Origin of the sequence: Larkinella punicea, from assembly GCF_003334855.1 — a bacterium.
Classification (GTDB): Bacteria; Bacteroidota; Bacteroidia; order Cytophagales; family Spirosomataceae; genus Larkinella; species Larkinella punicea.
On record NZ_QOWE01000015.1, the window covers coordinates 147949 to 168582 of the forward strand.

The 20634-nt window shown below is 51.4% G+C and carries 17 protein-coding genes; 6 read left to right on the forward strand and 11 right to left on the reverse strand.

Annotated elements, in window-relative coordinates:
* Positions 1-230: 230 nt before the first annotated feature.
* Positions 231-875, reverse strand: coding sequence for an AlbA family DNA-binding domain-containing protein (locus DUE52_RS18730; RefSeq protein ID WP_114407565.1), 645 nt, complete (start codon positions 873-875; stop codon positions 231-233).
* Between the two features lie 204 nt (positions 876-1079).
* Here DUE52_RS18730 and DUE52_RS18735 point away from each other — a divergent pair, with 204 nt between their 5' ends.
* Entirely contained in the window at positions 1080-1523 is a 444-nt protein-coding gene (locus tag DUE52_RS18735; protein WP_114407566.1) for a sterol desaturase family protein, read from the forward strand.
* 79 nt (positions 1524-1602) lie between these two features.
* Here DUE52_RS18735 and DUE52_RS18740 read toward each other — a convergent pair whose 3' ends face one another.
* Complete coding sequence (locus DUE52_RS18740; RefSeq protein ID WP_009284883.1) at positions 1603-1824, reverse strand: DUF2795 domain-containing protein; 222 nt, start codon at positions 1822-1824, stop codon at positions 1603-1605.
* A gap of 197 nt (positions 1825-2021) precedes the next feature.
* Between DUE52_RS18740 and DUE52_RS18745 the strand changes: the two genes are divergently transcribed.
* A complete protein-coding gene (locus DUE52_RS18745; protein WP_114407567.1) occupies positions 2022-2765 on the forward strand; it encodes a copper homeostasis protein CutC in 744 nt (247 codons plus the stop codon).
* A 93-nt stretch (positions 2766-2858) separates the two neighbouring features.
* Here DUE52_RS18745 and DUE52_RS18750 read toward each other — a convergent pair whose 3' ends face one another.
* The 4 genes from DUE52_RS18750 to purU all read right to left on the reverse strand — a co-directional run bounded on the left by DUE52_RS18750 (position 2859) and on the right by purU (position 9489).
* Positions 2859-4523, reverse strand: coding sequence for a sodium/sugar symporter (locus tag DUE52_RS18750; RefSeq protein WP_114407568.1), 1665 nt, complete (start codon positions 4521-4523; stop codon positions 2859-2861).
* A gap of 135 nt (positions 4524-4658) precedes the next feature.
* Complete coding sequence (locus DUE52_RS18755) at positions 4659-5732, reverse strand: DUF4421 domain-containing protein (RefSeq protein ID WP_114407569.1); 1074 nt, start codon at positions 5730-5732, stop codon at positions 4659-4661.
* Entirely contained in the window at positions 5729-8563 is a 2835-nt protein-coding gene (locus DUE52_RS18760; protein ID WP_114407570.1) for an AsmA family protein, read from the reverse strand. The genes DUE52_RS18755 and DUE52_RS18760 overlap by 4 nt, the downstream gene beginning before the upstream one ends.
* Positions 8564-8649: 86 nt before the next feature.
* Positions 8650-9489 (reverse strand): formyltetrahydrofolate deformylase, encoded by an 840-nt coding sequence (purU, locus tag DUE52_RS18765; protein ID WP_114407571.1) that lies wholly within the window; start codon positions 9487-9489, stop codon positions 8650-8652.
* A gap of 108 nt (positions 9490-9597) precedes the next feature.
* Here purU and DUE52_RS18770 point away from each other — a divergent pair, with 108 nt between their 5' ends.
* Entirely contained in the window at positions 9598-11412 is a 1815-nt protein-coding gene (locus DUE52_RS18770; RefSeq protein WP_114407615.1) for a glycosyltransferase, read from the forward strand.
* 123 nt (positions 11413-11535) lie between these two features.
* On the opposite strand, the gene DUE52_RS18775 is transcribed toward DUE52_RS18770, so the two are convergent.
* Positions 11536-12906, reverse strand: a complete 1371-nt coding sequence (locus DUE52_RS18775; RefSeq protein WP_114407572.1) for a DUF349 domain-containing protein — start codon at positions 12904-12906, stop codon at positions 11536-11538.
* A gap of 71 nt (positions 12907-12977) precedes the next feature.
* Here DUE52_RS18775 and ettA point away from each other — a divergent pair, with 71 nt between their 5' ends.
* Together ettA and DUE52_RS18785 are read left to right on the forward strand one after the other, a co-directional pair.
* Entirely contained in the window at positions 12978-14645 is a 1668-nt protein-coding gene (ettA, locus tag DUE52_RS18780) for an energy-dependent translational throttle protein EttA (protein ID WP_114407573.1), read from the forward strand.
* Between the two features lie 53 nt (positions 14646-14698).
* Positions 14699-15523, forward strand: coding sequence for an aminotransferase class IV (locus DUE52_RS18785; protein WP_114407616.1), 825 nt, complete (start codon positions 14699-14701; stop codon positions 15521-15523).
* A gap of 65 nt (positions 15524-15588) precedes the next feature.
* Here the strand turns inward: DUE52_RS18785 and DUE52_RS18790 are convergent, their stop codons facing one another.
* Entirely contained in the window at positions 15589-16143 is a 555-nt protein-coding gene (locus tag DUE52_RS18790) for a KdsC family phosphatase (protein ID WP_114407574.1), read from the reverse strand.
* Positions 16144-16276: 133 nt separating this feature from the next.
* Between DUE52_RS18790 and DUE52_RS18795 the strand changes: the two genes are divergently transcribed.
* Positions 16277-17488 (forward strand): AGE family epimerase/isomerase, encoded by a 1212-nt coding sequence (locus DUE52_RS18795; protein WP_114407575.1) that lies wholly within the window; start codon positions 16277-16279, stop codon positions 17486-17488.
* A gap of 7 nt (positions 17489-17495) precedes the next feature.
* On the opposite strand, the gene DUE52_RS18800 is transcribed toward DUE52_RS18795, so the two are convergent.
* The 3 genes from DUE52_RS18800 to DUE52_RS18810 all read right to left on the reverse strand — a co-directional run bounded on the left by DUE52_RS18800 (position 17496) and on the right by DUE52_RS18810 (position 20634).
* Positions 17496-18290, reverse strand: coding sequence for a Rossmann-like and DUF2520 domain-containing protein (locus DUE52_RS18800; RefSeq protein ID WP_114407576.1), 795 nt, complete (start codon positions 18288-18290; stop codon positions 17496-17498).
* 277 nt (positions 18291-18567) lie between these two features.
* Positions 18568-19917, reverse strand: a complete 1350-nt coding sequence (locus DUE52_RS18805) for a Gfo/Idh/MocA family protein (RefSeq protein WP_114407577.1) — start codon at positions 19915-19917, stop codon at positions 18568-18570.
* Between the two features lie 9 nt (positions 19918-19926).
* The gene (locus DUE52_RS18810; RefSeq protein ID WP_114407578.1) at positions 19927-20634 is read right to left on the reverse strand and encodes a 3-keto-disaccharide hydrolase; all 708 of its coding nucleotides are present in this window, start codon (positions 20632-20634) and stop codon (positions 19927-19929) included.

Here is a 20634-nt window from a genome sequence, read left to right on the forward strand (position 1 = left end):
ATGCCCACCGGGCTCTCCTGTTCAAACGTGTCAGGCACAGTCTCTATTGCAACCGGATGCAACCATTGGTCACAATATGCAAAGGTAGTGGAAAACCGTCAGAACCTTTGACCAGGAAGGGATTGAATAATGAGAAATGTAAAATGATGAATGTAGAATGTAAAAATGTGCGGCTAAGGAACACTTTTACATTCTACATTCATCATTTTACATTTATCATTAAAAACTTTTCACCCCATCCGCGTCGTAAACCGATCCACGGTTTCATGGGGATGAATTTCCAGCACATTGGCGAGCACCAGCAAGACCAGGGTTCGGGAGGCCATTTTGCGGGGAATATTGGCAATGTTGGCGAAGAGATCGACGGTAATGCTCTGGTTGCGATCCAGATGCTGCATCAGGGTCTGCTCTTTGTCGCCATACGTAAACCGCACCGCCCGCTCGGCGGTTTCGCCTTTCATAATTTCGCGCACCTCCTTGCTGGCCTGAACGGCCTTGTCGTCAACCCGAATGTAGGCCCGCCGGAAATCGTTGAGCGGATCGTCTACGTAATGTGGTTTTCGCTCGCTCTCCGGAACCGTAATCACCAGCACTTCCCGCTCGTTGGCGAGCAGCACACGTTCCATGGAATAGGTGATGGTGGGTGTACAATACCGTTCAATGGCGCGTTCCAGCAGGTATTCGTCTTCGTCGACGTGTTTGAGGCCCTGGATACTTTTGTCGTCGCCGATGCCAATGAGCAGTTTTCCGCCTTCGGTGTTGGCAAACGCCACAATTTCGCGAATAATCCGTTCGGGGTGATTGGACTTTAATTTGAATTCGAGATGCGTTCCCTCACCCTGTCTAACCAGTTCCTTGAGCGCCCTGTAGTCCATCCGTCAGTCGGCTGTGTAGGTATCAGGAAGGATGTCAGCCCCTCCCTTGCTTTTAAATATAACCGTTTTAACCCATACGAACCAAAAGGTTGAACAACTATTTTACCGGAAATTGCCGTAATTTTGTCCGTTGTTCTCAGTATTAACCATTTAAACTAGTTGGCGGTTTTACCTTTTGGCAGGATCTGATCTAGTAACGAAAAAATGCTGGTAAACGTTGTTATCGTCCTGGTTACGTTTGTGGGAATGGAAGGGGTGGCGTGGTGGACACACAAATACATCATGCACGGTTTTATGTGGCGCTGGCATCATTCGCACCACAACCACCATGCCGGCTTTCTGGAACGCAATGATCTGTTCAGTGTGGTTTTCAGTCTGGCGGCTGTCGGAACGGTGGTGGTGGGTTTCGAAGTCGACTCGCTCTGGTTTCTGGCACCAATTGGCATTGGTGTGACCTTATACGGTATTTTTTATTTTATTTTCCACGATGTTATTGTCCACCGGCGGATCAAAATCCGGTTCAGCACCCGAAATTCGTACCTGAAGCGAATCATCCGGGCGCACTACATTCACCACAAGGTTCACAAGCGCCAGGGAGCCGAAGCATTCGGTTTTTTGTATGCGCCGAAGAAATACCGGAATCGCTGATTTCCCGCAAATGGCAAAACCCATAAAGTCACAACGTTCGCGCTGCACCTTTATGGGCCAAATTCATGGAAACAACCGGCTAATACTCGTCTTCGTTGAAGAAGAAATCGTCCTTGGTTGGGTAATCAGGCCATATTTCCTCGATACTCTCGTAGGGCTGACCGTCGTCCTCCAACTCCTGCAGGTTTTCAACTACTTCTAAGGGAGCGCCAGAGCGGATCGAGTAATCGATCAACTCATCTTTGGTAGCCGGCCAGGGGGCATCTTCCAGATAGGATGCCAATTCGAGTGTCCAATACATACGCGTTGCTGCTAAAATATGACGACTGATTGTCGTAAAATTGTGCAAAAGTAAAAAAATATGAATATCCTATACATGTCGCTGAAAATTCTTTCAGAAACGGTACGGATGCCGTTCAGGCCATTTAACCGAATCCCGGCTGAAAATGTTTGTATTCTTTCGTCAAACTTCTTCTTTTTCTAACCGTCTATTAATCAATGAACATTGAAATTTGCGCGTTTTCCCTGGAGTCCTGCCTGATTGCACAGGCCAACGGTGCCACCCGGATCGAGTTGTGTGGGGGAGCAGGGGAGGGCGGCACCACGCCGAGCTACGGCCTGATCGAATTGGCCCGCCAGCAGGTAACGATTGCCCTTTACGTTATGATACGTCCCCGTGGAGGAGATTTCTTATACAACGCCACCGAATTGGCCGTTATGCGCCGGGATATTGAAGCCGCGAAGCAAGCCGGTGCCGACGGCGTGGTGCTGGGCCTGTTGAAAGCCGATGGAACCATCGATGAAGAAAAAACCGCCGAACTCATTCGTTTGGCCCACCCGCTGGCGGTTACGTTTCACCGGGCGTTCGACCTGACGCTCGATCCGGCAGAAGCCCTGGAAGCGGTTATTCGAACGGGTGCGAAACGCATTCTGACTTCGGGGCAGCAAGCCAGCGCGGAAGCCGGTATTCCGCTTCTCCGGCAATTGGTTCAACAGGCAGACGATCGGATTGAAATTATGGCCGGAGCGGGCGTCACGGCCACCAATGCCGCCCACCTGGCCGCAACGGGCGTTCACGCACTCCACCTGACGGGCAAGCAGGTGATGGATAGTGGCATGGAATACCGGAAGCCCGGTGTTCCGATGGCCTCCGTGGCTCTGGGAGAATACGAATGGCTCAGCACGAGCCGTGAAGTTGTCCGGGCGGTGGTAGAAGCTACAAAAACTATTTCGCGGAGTTGAGCGGAGAAAAAAAGAGTTAAGCAGAGGTTATATTTTTCTCCGCTTAACTCTTTTTTTCTCCGTTCAACTCCGCGAAATAACTCAAATTTCTTTTTACCAGAAATACCCGTATAAAAGCACAATAATCGCCAGCACAACGGCGGCACCGATGGCGAAGCTGGAAGAGGTTTTGAACATGCTGCTGTCAATCTCCAGCCCTTTGTCACTGGGTTTCTGAAGTCCCAGCACCACCATCACCGCAACACAGATCAGGAAGACAAACCCCATCGTATCGAGAAACGGAATGGTGTAGATTCCATCCGGGTTCGGGACGGCAAAACCGGTTGAGGCCAGAAATTCCAGATCCACCAGACCGGGCAACATATACTTGAAAAACAGCGACAACAGGAACCCGCCCACAATGGCGAACAAGGCCCCGGCCGAGTTGGTTTTTTTCCAGAAGAAACCCATGATAAAGGCGGCAAAAACGCCCGGCGACACCAGCCCCGTCATTTCCTGGATGAACTGAAAACCGCCTTTTTTGTCGATTCCCATAAACGGCGAAATGAAAATGGCCATCAGCATCGACACCCAGATGGCAATTCGACCCACCCGAACCAGTTTCTTCTCGCTGGCATCCGGTGCAATGTATTTCTTGAAAATGTCAAGCGTGAAAATCGTAGAAATCGAGTTGGCTTTCCCGGCCAGAGACGCCACGACCGCAGCCGTCAGGGCGGCAAATGAAAGTCCTTTCAGACCGGCGGGCAGCAAATTGAGCAAAACCGGATAGGCATGATCTTTATTCACCTCGCCCGTAGCATCCAGCATTTCCTGTTGAAATAAGCCCTGCTGATAGAGCGTGTAGGCAGCAATCCCCGGCAAAACCACGATAATCGGCATCAGGAGTTTCAGGAAAGCCGCAAACAGGATCCCTTCCCGGGCGGTTTTCAAATCGGCACCCAGCGCGCGTTGCGTAATGTACTGGTTACAACCCCAGTAGTTTAGGTTCACAATCCACATCCCGCCGATCAGCACCGTTAGACCGGGCAATGACGCGTAGTGCGGATGGCCTTTCGGGAAGATCATGTGAAAATGGTCTTCTGATTTCGCCAGCATGTGGTTGAAGCCATTCAGTATGCCGGTGGTACCATTCTCCGAGGAAACCAGATTGACCGCCAGATAGGTGGTGGCCAGCCCGCCCAGAATGAGAAAAAACACCTGAATAACGTCCGTATAGCCAATGACTTTCATCCCGCCCAGGGTGATGATGACTGCAAAAACGGCCAGCGCGAACATACAGAACGTAAAATTGAGTCCCGAAATGGTGGAAACTGCCAGCGCGCCCAAAAACAGAATCGACGTCAGGTTGACCAGGATATAGAGAAACAGCCAGAAAATGGCCATGATCATGGCAACAGTGTTGTTATACCGTTTGGTCAGGAACTGCGGCATCGTAAAGATCCGGTTCTTGAGGTAAATCGGCATAAAAAAGACGGCGACCACAATCAGCGTAGCGGCAGCCATCCATTCATAAGTAGCAATGGCCAATCCCATCGCAAAACCGTCACCAGAGGCTCCGATGAACTGTTCCGCCGAAATGTTGGAGGCAATCAGCGACGAACCGATGGCCCACCAGGTCAATGACCCTTCGGCCAGAAAAAAATCGGTAGAGGAGGTTTCTTTGGTCTTTTTTCGTTGGTAAATCCAGTAGCCGTACGACGCTACAATGATGAAATAAATGAAGAAAACAACGTAATCGAGAGTCTGTAATTTTTGCATGACGGCAACTGTAAGCGGGGAAGAAATAAGCTTAGGATTATTACGACTCGAAAGATAATAATTTACAGAACATATTCTTGCCAATCTTCGTCTCTCGCGTAGATTATTGTTGTAAAGCGATATTCGCCAGAATAATCAGATTTTGATGGTCTCCGGCACGATTTTCCGCAACCGGGGATTGGTTTTGAAGCGATGGGCCACAGTCAGCCGGTAGTTTCCGGTATGGATGGTGTAATTGTAAATGGGTGTTATGACCGACACCGAGCCATTGACCCAGCCGAGCGTTACACACCACAGATTGCTGTTGTAGCCCGCAACGACCCTGAAAAGGAGATCCGGACGCAGTGTGCTGTACGTCAATTTACCGGACTCAAAGGTCTCTTTGCTGAAGGTGGCATTCAAATTGGTCGTCAGCGAACCCGTGGCAAACCAGTGCTGTCGGTAGACGTACGTGTAGGCATAGCCCGCACCGGGGCCAAATTTCACAAACCGCATTCGACGCACATCGGCTTCCGGGAAAACCGGCCGCAAAACGGAAGGATACAGCGCACTATCGCCCCGCATCATGCCGTAATACAATTGAAAACCCGCCAGAAACGTACCTGCCGATTTTTTCTGCCACTCATTTTGCACCAGAGCCGCCCGAAACGAAAACCGCCGAAAATTAAACACCCGCCGAATCGATGCGCCCACCAAATAAATACCCAGATCGGGACGCTGATAGTATTGATCGGGGTTGGGCGACGCGTTGCCCCGGGGGGCGAGGTAGTACCCTTCATAAAATTGCCCAAATCCGTCGACAACCCATTTTCGCATATAAAGGTGCGTTTGGAGGTCAATGTCGCGGGTTTTGCCTTTTCCTTTGTTATTCAGAAACGAAAGGCCATACGCCAGGTTCAGCGTCAGGGCGTTGAAAGTGGCACCAATGCCTAAGTCCAGCGACGAATTGGGCTTGAAACGCAGCGTAGGACTCGGAATAACCGGGGTTGACAGAACAAACGAGGTGTATTTTTGGGAAAGATACAGCCGGCCGGTCAGTTTCCCAGGGAACGTCTTTACATACGTCGAGTCCAGCCCACGGCCCAGGAGGTTTTGTGCCAGCCCCGGCAAAACCGTCCCGATTACCAGACAGACAACTGGAAAAACGAAAGGAAACGCCCGGTTCATGGAGCTGACAAACCCACGATTACCCTCCAAACGTCGCTTCATCGGGAAAAGGTGGTGTCAATTTTGTGGCGGCTCAATTCTTCCTGCCATTCCGAACGGAGGGTTTGCTTCTGGGCTTCAAAATCTCTGCGGCCAAACATTTTCATCCGGTATTTTCCAAGATCGCGCTGCAATAGCAAGTGGTTTTTCAGGCCGCGGGAAGTTCGGGTCGAGTCCGGTTCCTGAATCTGCCGAATGCGTCGTTTATTATTGCCAAAGATTAAATCCGTCAGACTGATTTCCACCAGAAAAGCCGCTTTCTTGTTGAGTGTGTAATCGCCGTTCAGATGCAGATACGACAGGTTGCTGGACAAATTCAGATCCGGCATCAGAATTCGGTTTTCGTGGAGCAAAAACTGGGCTTCCACGTCTTCAAAATAGATGTGGCTCGTCTTGGACTTCGGCAAAAACCGCAGGGCTTGCTGAATGGGCTGGACTTCGATGAGTTCCATTTGCCGGATCGAGGCTTTGGTGTACGCCGTTATCTTCTTGATATCCGGCAAAAAATCGTTGTTCAATTCCGTCCGGAGCGACATGGCACAATCTACATTACCACGGATATTCTCGCTCTTCAGCACATCGATTCTCATCTCCTCTGCCGCCCGAAAAAGCAGGTGGAGATCCATTTTCTGGAGCGTTACATTGAGCGTTACCGGAAACCCTTCCGGACGCCCCAGTTTCATCAAGCCGTGGGAACCCAGCCGCCCGCCAAAAACATTCATCGTGAGCCGTTCCAGTTGCGCGGTTTCGTCTTTGATGACGGTTTTCAGACCAAAGTCGTCGCCTTTCAGCGTTTGGTAATCCAGCTTGCGGGCTTTCACTTCCACATCGAACTGGTAATCGTTCAACGCGGATTTTTTTTGCTGCGAAACCGGCCTTTTGTAAGTAGCCTGCATACTGTTCAATCCAGACAATAAACCCACCAGACGTTGCAGATCCAGCCGTTCATACGACAGGCTCAAGGCCGCATAGGGCGCCTGAATCCCATCCGGGGTCAATTGAAAGTGACCCAGTCCGGCGATCGATCCGCCCAGGGTGGTGCGGCAACGAAGCTGCGGAACCCGAACCCGTTCTCCTTTTTTGTGAACCACGAACGACATATCGCTCAAATCTTCCCGAGACGGCAACCGAATGCGATCAATCCGAATGACGGCGGAGTACTCGGTGCCGAACAACAGCCCGGCCAGCAAACTATCGGTTGAAGTCGGTATTTTGGGAGGACCCGACCGCCGGGCTGACGGGGGGAGCGGTTTTGAGAAATCCAGTTCCTGCCAATGCGCAGCCAGTTTGGTCCGAACCGGGTACGTAGTCCGATTGCCACCCAGAGCATACCGGAGCAGATTGGTTATTTCACCGTTAATTTTGAAAAACCGGCCATCCAGTTTCCCCACCACTTCCCGAATCCGAAGCATGTTGTTTTCCGGAATAAAGTGAATATCTGCATTGAGCGCCGTACACCGACCCGACGGTTTTGGAAAATGAAGGCAACCATCTTTAACGCGAAGCGTCCCTTTCCAGAACGGTTCATTGGGGGCGGGTTTAACCACAGTGGAATACAGCAGCGGACTGCGAACGGCCAGGTTGATGGCGGCCGTTCCGGAATAAAGCGAGTCGCCGGGCCAGTTCATCAGTTGGGCCAGTTGTTGCAGCGACAATTTCCCCTGAATGGTGGCATCGGCGACCGGCGACACCAGATTGGCCAGCGTACCGCGCACCACGAGCGTATCGTCGCCCGATTGAACCCGAAACTGCTGAAGCGTCAGTTTGGTGGTTTCGCGGGCGTTCCGGGCGCCGTTGTTCCAGTTTCCCCGCACCTGCACGGTTTGAAAAACCACCGGCGTTTTGGGCCAGTGGTAATTTTGAGCCTGGAGTTGAAAGCTGATGTCATTGTGGGGCCGCACCGTCGTGCTGCTCTGTCCGCTCATTCGAAACCGGAAAGCGACTTTCCCCTTCATGTCGGCATCACCGGCATACCGTTTGAGCGAGTCCGGTAATAATGCCGCCAGAAATTCGTGAGCCGGTTGCAGTCCGTTCAAACCGATGTTCAGATCCATGCCCTGGTTTTCGGGGAGTTTCCGGTGACTGCCCGTCAGATGAATGGGCGACCCGTTGACCAGAAGCTGGCTTTGGCTGAACGTTCCGGTTTTGGTCGTCGGGTTATATTCATACCGGACATTGGCCGTGAAAGCCTGCGCCCGAAACAGCATCAGGTTCCGGTTTTTAATAAAGTCGATGGCGCCCTCGACGGTTCCCTGCAATTGCAGCGTCGGGTGGTTAAGGTGTCCATTTAGATCGGCATTCCGGATGGTCATCGAAAACGCATTCTTTTTGTAGTCATTTTCAACGATCACCGTGGCGTCTTCGATCCGGATTTCGGGAATGGCAATCGAATGCGTGTGACTGGTGTCCGACCGGGTTTCGGCTTTCCAGACCAGCCCGGTTTTTTGCCCGGTCGAGTCAACCCGCTGGTGATACCGAACGCCTTTCAGCAAGATCTTCTTCACCGTCCGGCTTTCCCGGAAAATGTCAGAGAGCCTGATCACCAGATTGGCCTGATCGACGCCCACAATTTCCATTGGTTGTGGGCCCTGGTTGTCGTGAATCGACACATCGTTGAGTTGGATCGCCAGATTTGGAAAGTGACTGAGCAACGAAAAATTTACGCCAAAATCGGCCAGACGCTGTTCGGTGTGGCTGGCAAATTCATTGCGAACGGCCAGAATGACTTTTTCTTTGTAGACGGTTGTCAGCAAAAGTGGAATCAGCAAGCCCACCACCAGCAGAACGCCAGCCAGAGCGGCTCCTATTTTTATCCAGTGAGAAAACCTCGCCATGCTTTTACAGACAGATCGTTGAGCAATCGAATCCGGCAAAATAGCCGGTTTTAACTAAACACCCATCAACGGCACACTGTTCGACCCTACAGAATGATCGTCCGATTCTGGTGAATGAAAACGCGGTCGTTGAAAACCAGTTTCAGCGCCTGCGACAGCACGATTTTTTCCACGTCTTTTCCTTCCGTAGACATATCGGCCGCCGTGTGCCGGTGGTCGACTTCCTTGATGTTTTGGGCAATAATCGGGCCTTCATCCAGATCGTTGTTCACGAAGTGAGCGGTGGCTCCGATGATTTTGACGCCCCGTTCATACGCCTGCCGATACGGATTGGCGCCCATGAAGGCCGGCAAAAACGAGTGGTGAATGTTGACAATCCGGTTCGGAAACTTTTTCACAAACGTCGGCGTCAACACCCGCATGTATTTGGCCAGCACGATGTATTCCGGTTCATAAATCGACAGGGTCCGGGTGATGGCCTCCTCGTGTTCTTCCCGGGTTTTGTGCTCGTGGGTTACATAGTGAAACGGAATACCGAACTTGCTGACCAGCGGCTGGAGTGTGTTGTAGTTGCTGACCACCGCCAGAATATCGGCATCGAGTTCATTAAAAGCATACCGAATCAGCAGTTCGGCCAAACAATGGTGCTCCTTTGTAACAAAAACAATAATATTTTTCTTTTTTTTGGGATTAATACGGAGATTGATGCCCGGTGGTAAGGTCTGTTGTAAGTTATCAGACAAAACGGATGAATCATAGTTACCTTCGAACTCGGTACGCATAAAAAACTGCCGGTCGGGGCTTACATATTCGTCGTTTCGGATGATATTCAGATTGTAATGCGCCAGTACGCCGGTGACGCGGTGAATGAGTCCCGTGCTATCGGGGCCGTCCATTAACAGAATGTGACGTGTTTCGGTTGACATGAACGAATTGATAATTTGAAAGTTAGTGTAAAAGTAGTAAAATCACCTCGCGAATCGCCTTTCCCGACTGAATAAGGCAGGCTAGCCACCCTAACAAATTGTATGGCATTGGAATCGATGTTCTCTGCATCTAAGCGAAAATTACTAATTGAAGTGGCCTGGGAAGTTTGTAACCAGGTCGGCGGTATCTATACCGTAATCCGGTCGAAGGTACCGTCGATGGTCGAGAAATGGGATAATGACTACATCCTGCTGGGCCCGTATTTTCCACAACGGGCCGCCGTTGAATTTGAACCGATTACGCACGACGACGGCACCGAAATCGGCCGTGTCGTGCTGAACATGCGCTCGCGGGGGCTGGATGTTCAATATGGTCACTGGCTCATCACGGGCAAACCGCGCGTGGTTCTTTTCGGTATTGCAAGCCTTGGAACGGCCATCGACCAAGTGAAATTCCAGCTTTGGGAACGTCACCAGATTTCGACACTGGGTGTCGAAGACCTGGTCAATCAGGTAGTTGGCTTCGGTGAACTGGTGCGCATTTTCCTGACCGAACTGGCCGCTGAAAGTGCTAAGCACGTCGATATCGTGGTTCATTTTCACGAGTGGATGGCCAGCAGCGGTTTGCCAGATTTGCGGAAAGACAATGTGAAGGTCGCAACGGTTTTCACCACCCACGCCACCATGCTCGGTCGCTATCTGGCCCAGAATGAATCCGGTTTTTACGGAAAACTTCCCTTTTTCGACTGGCAGCGCGAAGCCAAACACTACAACATCGAGGCTCAGGCAACGATTGAGCGGCTTTCAGCCCAGCTTTCCCACGTTTTCACAACCGTCAGCGACGTTACGGCCCGCGAGTGTGAAGTGTTTCTAGGCCGCGTTCCCGACCTGATTCTGCCCAACGGTTTGAATATCGTCCGGTTTACGGCGGTTCACGAATTCCAGAATCTGCACGTCAAGTTCAAGGAGCGGATTCATGAGTTTATCATGGGCCACTTCTTCCAGAGTTATTCATTCGATCTGGAAAAAACACTGTATTTTTTCACATCAGGCCGGTTTGAGTTCAGCAACAAAGGCTACGACATAACGCTCGAAGCACTCGCCCGGCTGAACTGGAAAATGCGGGAAGCCAATATGGATATGACCGTTGTCATGTTCATGATTACCAAGCAACCCTTCAAGTCCATCAATCCCGACGTCTTGCACAGCCGGGCACTGCTGGACGAGATTCAGGAAACTTGTAAAGCCATTGAAAATCAACTCGGTGATAAGTTATTTTTGAATGCGGCTTCCGGCGAAGACATCAATTTGCCGGACTTGAATCAGTTTGTGGATGAATACTGGCGGCTCCGGCTCCGACGAACCATTCAGAGCTTCAAGACCAAGCAACTGCCGCCGTTTTTGACGCACGATCTGGTTGAAGAAGATGATATGGTGCGGTTTATCCGGCAGGTTCAGTTGGTCAACAATGCCCACGACCGGGTGAAAGTCGTTTACCACCCCGACTTCATTTCCTCCACCAATCCGCTTTTCGGGCTCGATTACGGCCAGTTTGTGCGGGGGTGTCACCTGGGCGTTTTTCCGAGCTACTACGAACCGTGGGGCTACACGCCCCTGGAATGCGTGGTGCGGGGCATTCCGACCGTCACCAGCGACCTGTCCGGTTTTGGTGATTTCATCATGCAGATCATGCGGGATTATGAAAATCGGGGTATTTACGTCGTGAACCGGAAAACGCAAACCTTCAACGAAGCCGCCGATCAGCTTGCCAACATCATGTTCCGCTTCGTCCGGCTTTCACAACGCGACCGAATTACCCAGCGGAACCGCGTCGAAAACATTGCCGAAGTCTTCGACTGGACCAACCTCCGTTCGTATTACGACACCGCCCACGATCTGGCTTTAAAGCGTAGAAAACCGTGATAGAGAAGTTAGAGAAAAGACAAGAGAGGAAAGACTGAATTACCACTAAAAGACAAAAGACGAAAGAATTCCACAGCGGTTTCCTTTCGTCTCTTGTCTTTATTCTTTACTCTATCGTCTATCTCAATATTGACTCAGTTCTTTATTGAACTCACTCAGTATCTGTTCCTTCATCGCAATTTTCCGTTTTTGCGTGTTCATTTTGCTCATCATCATTTTGTCCGCATCCTCGTTGCCGGGACGCCCCATGGTATCCATGCTGCTCATCGACATGGCCAGGTCGCTTTTTTCGCGACGAACGAGATACTCCAGTTCCCGAACTTTCGTGCGTATCTGCTCGGAGCGGCTTTTCAGTTCGAAGGCCGGGTATTTGCGGCTGATGACGCGTTCGAGATAATTTAACTCGAAGATTTTATCGCACGACGACCGGAAACGCTCGGAAACCGCTTTATCGACCAGTTTGAATGGAATCTTGATTTCTTTCCACTGGTTCAACAGTTCTTTGGCCCGATCGGCAGCGGCCGGAATGTTCGACTGTTTCGCCAGTTTTTCGGCTTCGTCGGCCATTTTCATTTGCTGCTCCACGCGTGGGTCAATCCGAACTTTCGGCTGAATTCCGCGCGCCAGGTTGTAGCGGTCGAAGATGGTTTTGGTGGCCCGGCGGTATTTTTTGAGGATTTTTCCGGATTTCTTGATCGGCACTTCGCCCACCTCTTTCCAGTCGTTGTTCAGATTCCGAACGAGGTGATAGGCTTCCGTCAGCACTTTCATGTACCGTTCTTCGGCGACATTAGCCCGTTCGAGGGCTTCACCTTCCAGACCGTCGCGTTTGAAGGGGCGGCTGCGGTCGGCTTCGTAAATGCTCCGAACGGCCCGTTCGGCCTGCCAGATCAGGTTATCATAGCGATCCATGCGCTCCTGAATCACCTTGTTCTGTTCATTGAAGAATTCGCGCCGACGCTGAAAAAAGCCATCGAGGGTATCGCTAAAACGCGTCTCGATGGTTTCGTCCAGTTCTTTATCGACCGGCCCGGTTTTTATCCACTTTAACTTGATCTCCTGTAATTTCTCCGCCGTTTCGCGCCATTCCGTGCTGTCGGCGACCTGTTCGGCTTCCGCCAGCAAAGCGTGCTTGATTTCGAGATTTTTAAGTTGGTTCGTCCGAATCAGTTCGACCAGGACTTCTTCCTGTTCATCGAGCCGGTTCAGCAGCGGAATGAAGTTACCAATCGCGTCGAAACTCAGTAATTTTTTCCGCAGTTGAACGAGTTTAGTCAGGTACGACCCCTTGTTCTGAGCCTCCTCAACTTCCTGCTCTAACTGGTTTACTTTGTTTTCGGCAATTGTAAACCTATTTTTGAAATAATCGAGCGCTTCCTGTTCTGTGCGTTTCACTTCACCGATTTGTCGGTCCGGATAGCTGAGGTAGCTCGATAAGAATACCTTTCCGTCTTTGACGTAACCGTATTCGTCTACCAATTGAGCTTGTTCCATTATTTTACTCTTTAAGACTAAGCTATGGGTTTAATTGTTGATATTTGCCACCTAAAAAAGTAATCAAACCAATGAGTCAGGAAACGATCATTTTTTCCATGGCGGGTGTCAGTAAAATTATTCCGCCAAACCGACAAATCCTAAAGAATATCTACCTTTCCTTTTTTTACGGTGCAAAAATTGGCGTTTTAGGCTTGAACGGTTCCGGTAAATCGACGCTATTGCGCATCATTGCCGGTATTGACAAGAATTTCCAGGGTGACGTTGTGTTTTCTCCGGGCTATTCAGTAGGCATGCTGGAGCAGGAGCCGAAGCTCGATCCGACCAAAACCGTGAAAGAAGTGGTGGAGGAGGGCGTGCAGGAAACGGTGGATCTGCTGAAAGAATTCGATCAGATTAATGAAGCGTTCGGCGATCCCGACGCTGATTTTGATAAGTTAATTGCCAGACAGGGCGAGGTGCAGGAGAAACTCGACCACCTGAATGCCTGGGAACTGGATAATCGGCTCGAAAAAGCCATGGATGCCCTGCGTTGTCCGCCTTCCGATGCGAAAGTGGCGAATTTATCGGGCGGGGAAAAACGCCGGGTGGCACTCTGCCGCCTGTTGCTCCAACAACCCGATGTCTTGCTGCTGGATGAACCGACCAACCACCTCGACGCCGAATCAGTGCTGTGGCTCGAAGAACACTTGCGCCAGTATGCCGGAACCGTCATCGCCGTAACGCACGACCGGTATTTTCTGGATAACGTCGCGGGCTGGATTCTGGAGTTGGACCGGGGCGAAGGCATTCCCTGGAAAGGCAATTATTCGTCATGGCTCGACCAGAAGCAAACCCGCTTAGCCAAAGAAGAAAAGCAGGAATCGAAGCGCCAAAAGACCTTGCAGCGCGAACTGGAATGGGTCCGGATGGCGCCCAAAGCCCGTCAGGCCAAGTCGAAAGCGCGGTTGGGTGCCTACGAAAAGCTGCTGAGTGAAGACAACCGCCAGAAAGAAGACAAGCTGGAAATCTTTATTCCAGCGGGGCCTCGTCTGGGGTCCAAGGTCATTGAAGCGCACGACGTTGCCAAGGCATTCGGTGACCGGTTGCTGTTCGAACACCTTGATTTTCAGTTGCCACAAGGCGGTATTGTCGGTATTATTGGCCCGAACGGTGCCGGTAAGACGACCTTGTTTAAACTCATCACCGGAAAAGAACAACCCCAAAACGGCACGTTCGAAGTGGGCGAAACCGTGAAGTGGGCGTACGTCGATCAGGAACACGACGGACTGGAAAGTGACAAGACGGTTTTTCAGACCATCGCGGGCGGCAACGAATGGGTAATTCTGGGCGGCAAGCAAGTGAATGCCCGCGCTTACGTCAGCCGATTCAATTTTACGGGTTCCGATCAGGAAAAGAAAATTGCCAACCTGTCGGGCGGGGAGCGCAACCGCGTTCACCTGGCCATGATGCTGAAGGAAGGTGCCAATCTGCTGCTGCTCGATGAACCGACCAACGACCTGGACATCAACACGCTGCGGGCCTTGGAAGAAGGGCTGGAAAACTTCGCCGGTTGCGCCGTCGTCATTTCCCACGACCGCTGGTTTCTCGACCGCGTGGCCACGCACATTCTGGCGTTTGAAGGCGATTCGCAGGTCTACTGGTTTGAAGGCAATTTCTCCGAATACGAAGAAAACCGAAAAAAACGGCTGGGCGGTGATGCCACGCCGAAGCGGATTAAATATAAGAAACTGGTTTAGGATTGGAAACCTGTCAGGTCTTGTAGACCTGACAGGTTGAAATTTTGGCATCACTGCATATGTACGGCTATTTCAACGGCTCCATTCTCCCTGTCGAGCAAATCGCTTTCGGCATCACCGACCTCGGCTTGCTGCGCGGCTTCGGGTTGTTCGATTATTTCCGGACCTACAACGGACGCCCGTTTCAGTGGGACTGGTATTGGGAGCGTTTCGCGAATTCAGCCACCAAAATGCATTTGCCGGTTCCGATTCAGAAGGATGAAGCCTACCGGGTGGTGATGGAGTTGGTCGATAAAAGCAGTCTGCCGGACGTTGCTATACGCTTCGTGATGACGGGCGGTTACAGCCCCGACAGCATCAGTGTGGTCAATCCCAACCTGGTAATGATTACGGAGGAAATCCATCCGACCCCACTCAGCCAGTTTGAAGAGGGTATCAAGGTGATTCTGGACGACTACGTCCGCGAGATGGCCGAGGTTAAAAGTACGGATTACAAGCGCGTCATTCTGCTCGCCCAGGCCATCCGGTCGGCGCGGGCGTCGGATGTGTTATACCACAAAAACGGTGAGATAAGCGAACTGAGTCGCAGCAACTTCTTTATTTTCAAAGGCGACCGGCTGATTACACCGAACCGCCACATTCTGCACGGCATCACCCGCCGAACCGTCATGAACCTGGCGCAGAACGATTTTCAGGTGGAAGAGCGGCCGGTTTTGCTCTCCGATCTCTACGACGCCGACGAAGCCTTTACGACCAGTTCGACCAAGAAAGTATTGCCCATCGTTCAGATTGGCGAACTGACCATTGCCGACGGAAAACCGGGCAAACGGACGTTATTTTTACTGGAAGAGTTTAATGAATTGGTGAAGAATTGGTAAGTCAGGCCGGTTCTGACACCGGTTTTCAAAACCTGACAGGTGTCAGAACCGGCCTGACGCTCAGCTTACCGCTCATTGTGCAGTTTAAACGGTTCTACATCCGTCAGCCACGACAGCCATTTGCCCTGCGCTTTCATCACTTGCTCGATCACATCACGAACCGCTCCACGGCCACCCGCCACGGGCGAGATGTAGTCGCAGACCGCTTTGATCTCGTCAGCCGCATCCGCCGGGCAGGTGCTCAGCAACGCGGGACGCGAGAGCACCTGAAAATCCGGAATGTCGTCACCCATGTACAACACTTCGGCTTCGTTGATCTGGTCGCGGTTCAAATACCCCAGGTAGGCATAGATTTTCTGCTCCGTGGGGCCGCCCATGAAGATGTCTTTAATCTTCAAAAATTCCAGTCGCTTCCGAACCCCCACCTGGCTTCCGGCGGAAAGGACAGCCACCCGGTAGCCGGCATTTACCGCCCGCTCGATGGCATAACCGTCGCGGATGTTGAACGTCCGGAATTGTTCCCCCGACTCCAGGGCGTTCACACTGCCATCCGTCATGACACCGTCGACGTCGAAAATAAAGGTAGCTATTTGTCTAAATCGTTCCTGTAAAGCATCCATACTGATACGGTTAATGAGACTACTGATGGGAACACGGATTAAACGGACGAAAGTACGCGTTCAATCGGTTTAATTTCCATTTACTCCGATTTTCTTATAGTTTCGGGAATGCCAATGAATGCAGATAATTTGAATGGATTTCAGTAAACTGGCGGCTCAGTACCAGGAAAGCCTTTTCCGAACGATCATTCCTTTTTGGACCAAACACAGCCGCGATACCCTCTGCGGTGGGTATTTTAATGCGCTTACCGATCAGGGGGAAGCCTTCGATACCGACAAAGTCATCAAACTTCAGGCGCAACAAATCTGGGCCTTTGCTTTTTTATACAACCAGGTCGATGCCATTCCGTTGTGGCTCGATCTGGCCCGACACGGTGCTGATTTTTTGCTGAATCACGGGCAGCACGAAAACCGCTGGCTGGGCGTGGTCGATCGGCGGGGGCGGGCGGTGACACCAGCCACGACTATTGAACCGGATTGCTCGGCAGCGATGGCATTTGCCCAATTGTATACGGCAACCAACGACGCGAAATTTGCAGACATCGCCCGGCAAACCATGCTCTCCGTGATCACCCATCGTCTGGAGCAACGGGAGCAATGGGAAATCAAACTGGGCGGTTTTCGGGAATTTAAACACCTCGGCGAACCGATGCTGCTTCTGAAAGCCTTGCTGGAAACCCGTTCGTTGCTGGATACGGATTTGTATAAACAGGCGTATGAAGCGGTTTTGAGCGAAATTCAAAACGAGTTTTTTGACAAACGCATCACGGTTTTGCGGGAGCAGGTGTTGCCGGGCGGTTCCTTTTGCGACAGCACAGCCGGACGGCGACTCCACGGCGGTTATGGCTTCGAAACCGCAAATTACCTGCTGGATGCCGCTGATCTGACTGGTAACCGGCGACTGGCCCAGCAAGCCGTTCAGATGGCGCTTCATCTGGCTGATATTTGCTGGGATGAACCGGCCGGCGGTTTTTTTCAGTATGCCGATTTGAAAGAACGACCGAGTGTATACAGTGAATGGGACCGGAAACTGTGGTGGATTCATTCCGAAGCCCTGTCGGTTTTTTCGAGAGGCTACGTCCGTACCCGGCAAAATGATTGCCTCAAGTGGTTTCGAAAGGTACACGACTATGCCTGGCTACACTTTCCGGACAAGGTAAACAAGGAATGGTTCGGCGTTCTTGATCGAAAAGGGGAGCCGGTGTCGACGTTGAAAGCCACGCCCGAAAAAGGGTGTTACCACCTCATCAAAGGCTTGTACGAAACCTGGCGGGCTCTGGAACAAAGTGCCGCCATTTCGGACAAACCCCGCATGGAAACCCGGCTGGGTCGCCCATTGATCTAAGTCAGTTTTAACGCCGGGTTTGAATCCCATCCGACAACATTCGGTACAGTTGCAACAGCTCCGGTCTGTCCGATAAATAAGCCCGATGCAGGCTCAGCGTATTCACATCACCGCGCCGGGCCGGGCCGGTTTGCACCTCGGCCGGATGCCGGGCATCGAGTGCTTTCTGAACGGTTTCTTCAATCAGCGGTTTCAATAAATCAAACTCCAGGTTCTCGGAATCGGTCAGGTCTTTGGCAATGCCGAAGAGGTAATTGGTAAAATTACAGGCAAACACCGCGGCTATGTGCAGCACCTTTCGCTCGTGCGAATTGACCAGATAAACAATCTGGCTCAGCTCCTGCCCCAGCGCAATGAGCTGCTTTTCTGTAGCCTGATCGCTGGCTTCAATGCAGAGCGGAATGGTTTCAAATGGCAGGGGGTTGATGCCTTTACTAAACGTTTGAAGCGGGTAAAAAACACCCGTCCGAACCGGTACGTCGCTGTAAATGTCCATCAATTGGCGCAGACTTTCCAGCGATTTGCTGCCAGACGTGTGAACCACCAGCGCTTTTTCGGGCAACACCAACTGGGCGGTCACTTCTTCCATAGCATCGTCCGGAATGGCCAGAATAAACAGTTCGGACTCACTTTCGGCAAAGTTCAAATCAGGATTTAACCGGGCGTCATACAGCATCGAAATGAGTCGCCGGGCATTTTTTTCGTCGCGGCTATAAACCTCACAAATAACATTACCGGCATTTTCGAATGCCATTGCCAAATGCCAGGCCAAATTTCCGGCACCAATAAAGGAGAGCTTCATCCAATCCGTTCGGTTTTAAGTATACCAATCTAAAAAAACAGTAACCATCTCATTATCAGTTAACAGTGTTAGATAGTAAGACTTTACCAATCCCGCCATTAACCTTCATTTTAAATACAAGGAGGGCAATGGACTCTAATGAAATACAGAAAATTCAATTAACCTAACGCCGTTAGATGCACACACAAATATAATAAACACAAAAGAACACCCCGATCAAGTGGTTTTCTGATCGGGGTGTTCTTTCATTTCCCGAATGACTTCAGGCGATGCCGCTTTACACTTTCGGCTCCCAGCCCTTTTCGTAATCGCGGCTCCAGAGTTTTTGGGCCTCTTTATCCCCAATAATGTGGCCGTTTTTGGGGTCAATTTTCAGATCCCGGCCCACGCGCCAGGCGATGTTGCCCAACTGCATCGCCACTACACTTTTATACCCCAGTTCGACATCGCAGTTCGGACGGCGGTTGTTCTTGATCGCGTCCAGAAAATCGGCAACGTGGAGATTGTCCATGCCCAGACTGGGGCTGGCCGTGTTGCGTCCCTGCACATCGCCTTCGCCATCACCGACAGATTTGATCTCCTTCACAAGCTTGCCGTCCAGATCATAGACTTTGTAACTATCCCCACCGGTGTCTAGACTGCCGTTTTCGCCGTAGAAAATAATGCCGCGATCCAGTCCTTCGATTTTCCGGCCGTTCGAGCTTCGGGATTCCCACATCAGCGATACGCGACCGGGATAATCCATCGTAATAACCTGCGTATCGGGTGTTTCCCAATCATCCTTGAATTCGTAGCGACCACCCACGGAGGTGACGCGCGTCGGAAAATCGACGTTCAATCCCCAGCGGGCCACATCGACCTCGTGGGTGCCGTTGTTCAGTGCTTCGCCGGTTCCCCAGTGCCAGAACCAGTGCCAGTCATAGTGAATCAGTCCTTCCTTGTAGGGCATCCGCGGGGCTGGCCCTTGCCACAGTTCATAATCCAACCAGGACGGAACCGTGCCCGGTTTCAAAACCGTGGCTTTGCGCTTGTTTGTGTACCAGGCTTTCGCCAGATACACGCGTCCGATAATCCCTTTGTGCAACTGCTGAATCCCTTCCGTCAAAACCGGTGCCGACCGCCGTTGGGCGCCCATCTGCACCACTTTGCTGTACTTGCGGGCGGCTGCAATCGCCAGCTCGCCTTCGTGCGGATTGTGGCTGAGCGGTTTTTCAACGTATACGTGCTTGCCGGCCTGACAACCCATGATCGTCAGCGGAGCATGCCAATGGTCAGGTGTGGCAATGTAAATCGCATCGATCGATTTGTCCTCCATCACTTTCCGGCAGTCTTTTTCGGATTTGGGATTTGCCGTCGATTTGACCTTTTTGATGGTAGCGATGGCCTTCGGAATGGTGCGTTCGTCCACATCACAAACCGTGGCCACTTCGGCGTTTTTCTGTCCGGCAATGGTGCCGCCCATGCTGTTTCCCCGGCTGTTGACGCCAATCGTAGCCACCCGAACCAGCTCGTTGGCCCCGATGATGCGGTTATAGCTTTTGGCACTGAATCCGAAAGCCGTTCCGCCGACGGCCAGGCTGGCCGAACCGGCGGCTATTTTCTTGATAAACTCGCGTCTTTTTTCCATACGAAGACCTTATAACTCTTTGATTTTGATATTTTTAAACGAAACCTCACCGCCATGTTCCTGCAACAGAATATGGCCTTTTTCAACCGTTCCAAAGGCGGGTTCGGCTTTGTTGAACTTACTCAGCGCAACCGCATCCGTGAACGCCTGACTGCCGCGCGTAAATTCCAGAATCTTCACGCCATTCAGCCAGTGTTCCACTTTTCTGTCTTTGGAAACGATCCGCACGGTATTCCACTGACCCGGTTCGCGGGTCTTTTTCAGGGCCGCATTGGGCGGTATCACATCGTAAAACGAACCCGTCAGGTGGTTTTCCTTCTTGTTGTCTTCCGCCAGTTTATCATCCAGAAGCTGGTATTCCATGCCCAGATTGCCGCCTTTATCGTATTTCGTGTAAAAATACTTGACGCCACTATTGCCAGTCGGTTCGATATTGTAATCGAACCTCAGATCAAAATCCGAATACTGGTTTTCGCTGACAATATCCCCGCCTTTACCGCCTTTTTTGGCCGTGAATGTACCGTCTTTGATTTCCCAACCCGCCGGAACCGGATTTCCCGAAGGGGTTTTCCAGCCCGCCGAACTCGTGCCGTCGAACAGCAAAACCCAACCTTCTTTTTTCTCTTTCGCAGTCAAGGTATTGGCTTTCTGCGCAAAAACCGCCGTTGGCACCGCTATCAGGCACACTAAAAGCAATCGTATGGTTTGAACTTTCAT

Coding starts and splice junctions, on each gene's coding strand:
- DUE52_RS18735 (WP_114407566.1), top strand. CDS start 1,080: ATGCTGGTAAACGTTGTTATCGTCCTGGTTACGTTTGTGGGAATGGAA.
- DUE52_RS18805 (WP_114407577.1), bottom strand. CDS start 19,917: ATGGAAAAAAGACGCGAGTTTATCAAGAAAATAGCCGCCGGTTCGGCC.
- DUE52_RS18775 (WP_114407572.1), bottom strand. CDS start 12,906: ATGGAACAAGCTCAATTGGTAGACGAATACGGTTACGTCAAAGACGGA.
- DUE52_RS18760 (WP_114407570.1), bottom strand. CDS start 8,563: ATGGCGAGGTTTTCTCACTGGATAAAAATAGGAGCCGCTCTGGCTGGC.
- DUE52_RS18740 (WP_009284883.1), bottom strand. CDS start 1,824: ATGTATTGGACACTCGAATTGGCATCCTATCTGGAAGATGCCCCCTGG.
- DUE52_RS18730 (WP_114407565.1), bottom strand. CDS start 875: ATGGACTACAGGGCGCTCAAGGAACTGGTTAGACAGGGTGAGGGAACG.
- DUE52_RS18810 (WP_114407578.1), bottom strand. CDS start 20,634: ATGAAAGTTCAAACCATACGATTGCTTTTAGTGTGCCTGATAGCGGTG.
- DUE52_RS18790 (WP_114407574.1), bottom strand. CDS start 16,143: ATGGATGCTTTACAGGAACGATTTAGACAAATAGCTACCTTTATTTTC.
- ettA (WP_114407573.1), top strand. CDS start 12,978: ATGAGTCAGGAAACGATCATTTTTTCCATGGCGGGTGTCAGTAAAATT.
- DUE52_RS18745 (WP_114407567.1), top strand. CDS start 2,022: ATGAACATTGAAATTTGCGCGTTTTCCCTGGAGTCCTGCCTGATTGCA.
- DUE52_RS18750 (WP_114407568.1), bottom strand. CDS start 4,523: ATGCAAAAATTACAGACTCTCGATTACGTTGTTTTCTTCATTTATTTC.
- purU (WP_114407571.1), bottom strand. CDS start 9,489: ATGTCAACCGAAACACGTCACATTCTGTTAATGGACGGCCCCGATAGC.
- DUE52_RS18795 (WP_114407575.1), top strand. CDS start 16,277: ATGGATTTCAGTAAACTGGCGGCTCAGTACCAGGAAAGCCTTTTCCGA.
- DUE52_RS18800 (WP_114407576.1), bottom strand. CDS start 18,290: ATGAAGCTCTCCTTTATTGGTGCCGGAAATTTGGCCTGGCATTTGGCA.
- DUE52_RS18755 (WP_114407569.1), bottom strand. CDS start 5,732: ATGAAGCGACGTTTGGAGGGTAATCGTGGGTTTGTCAGCTCCATGAAC.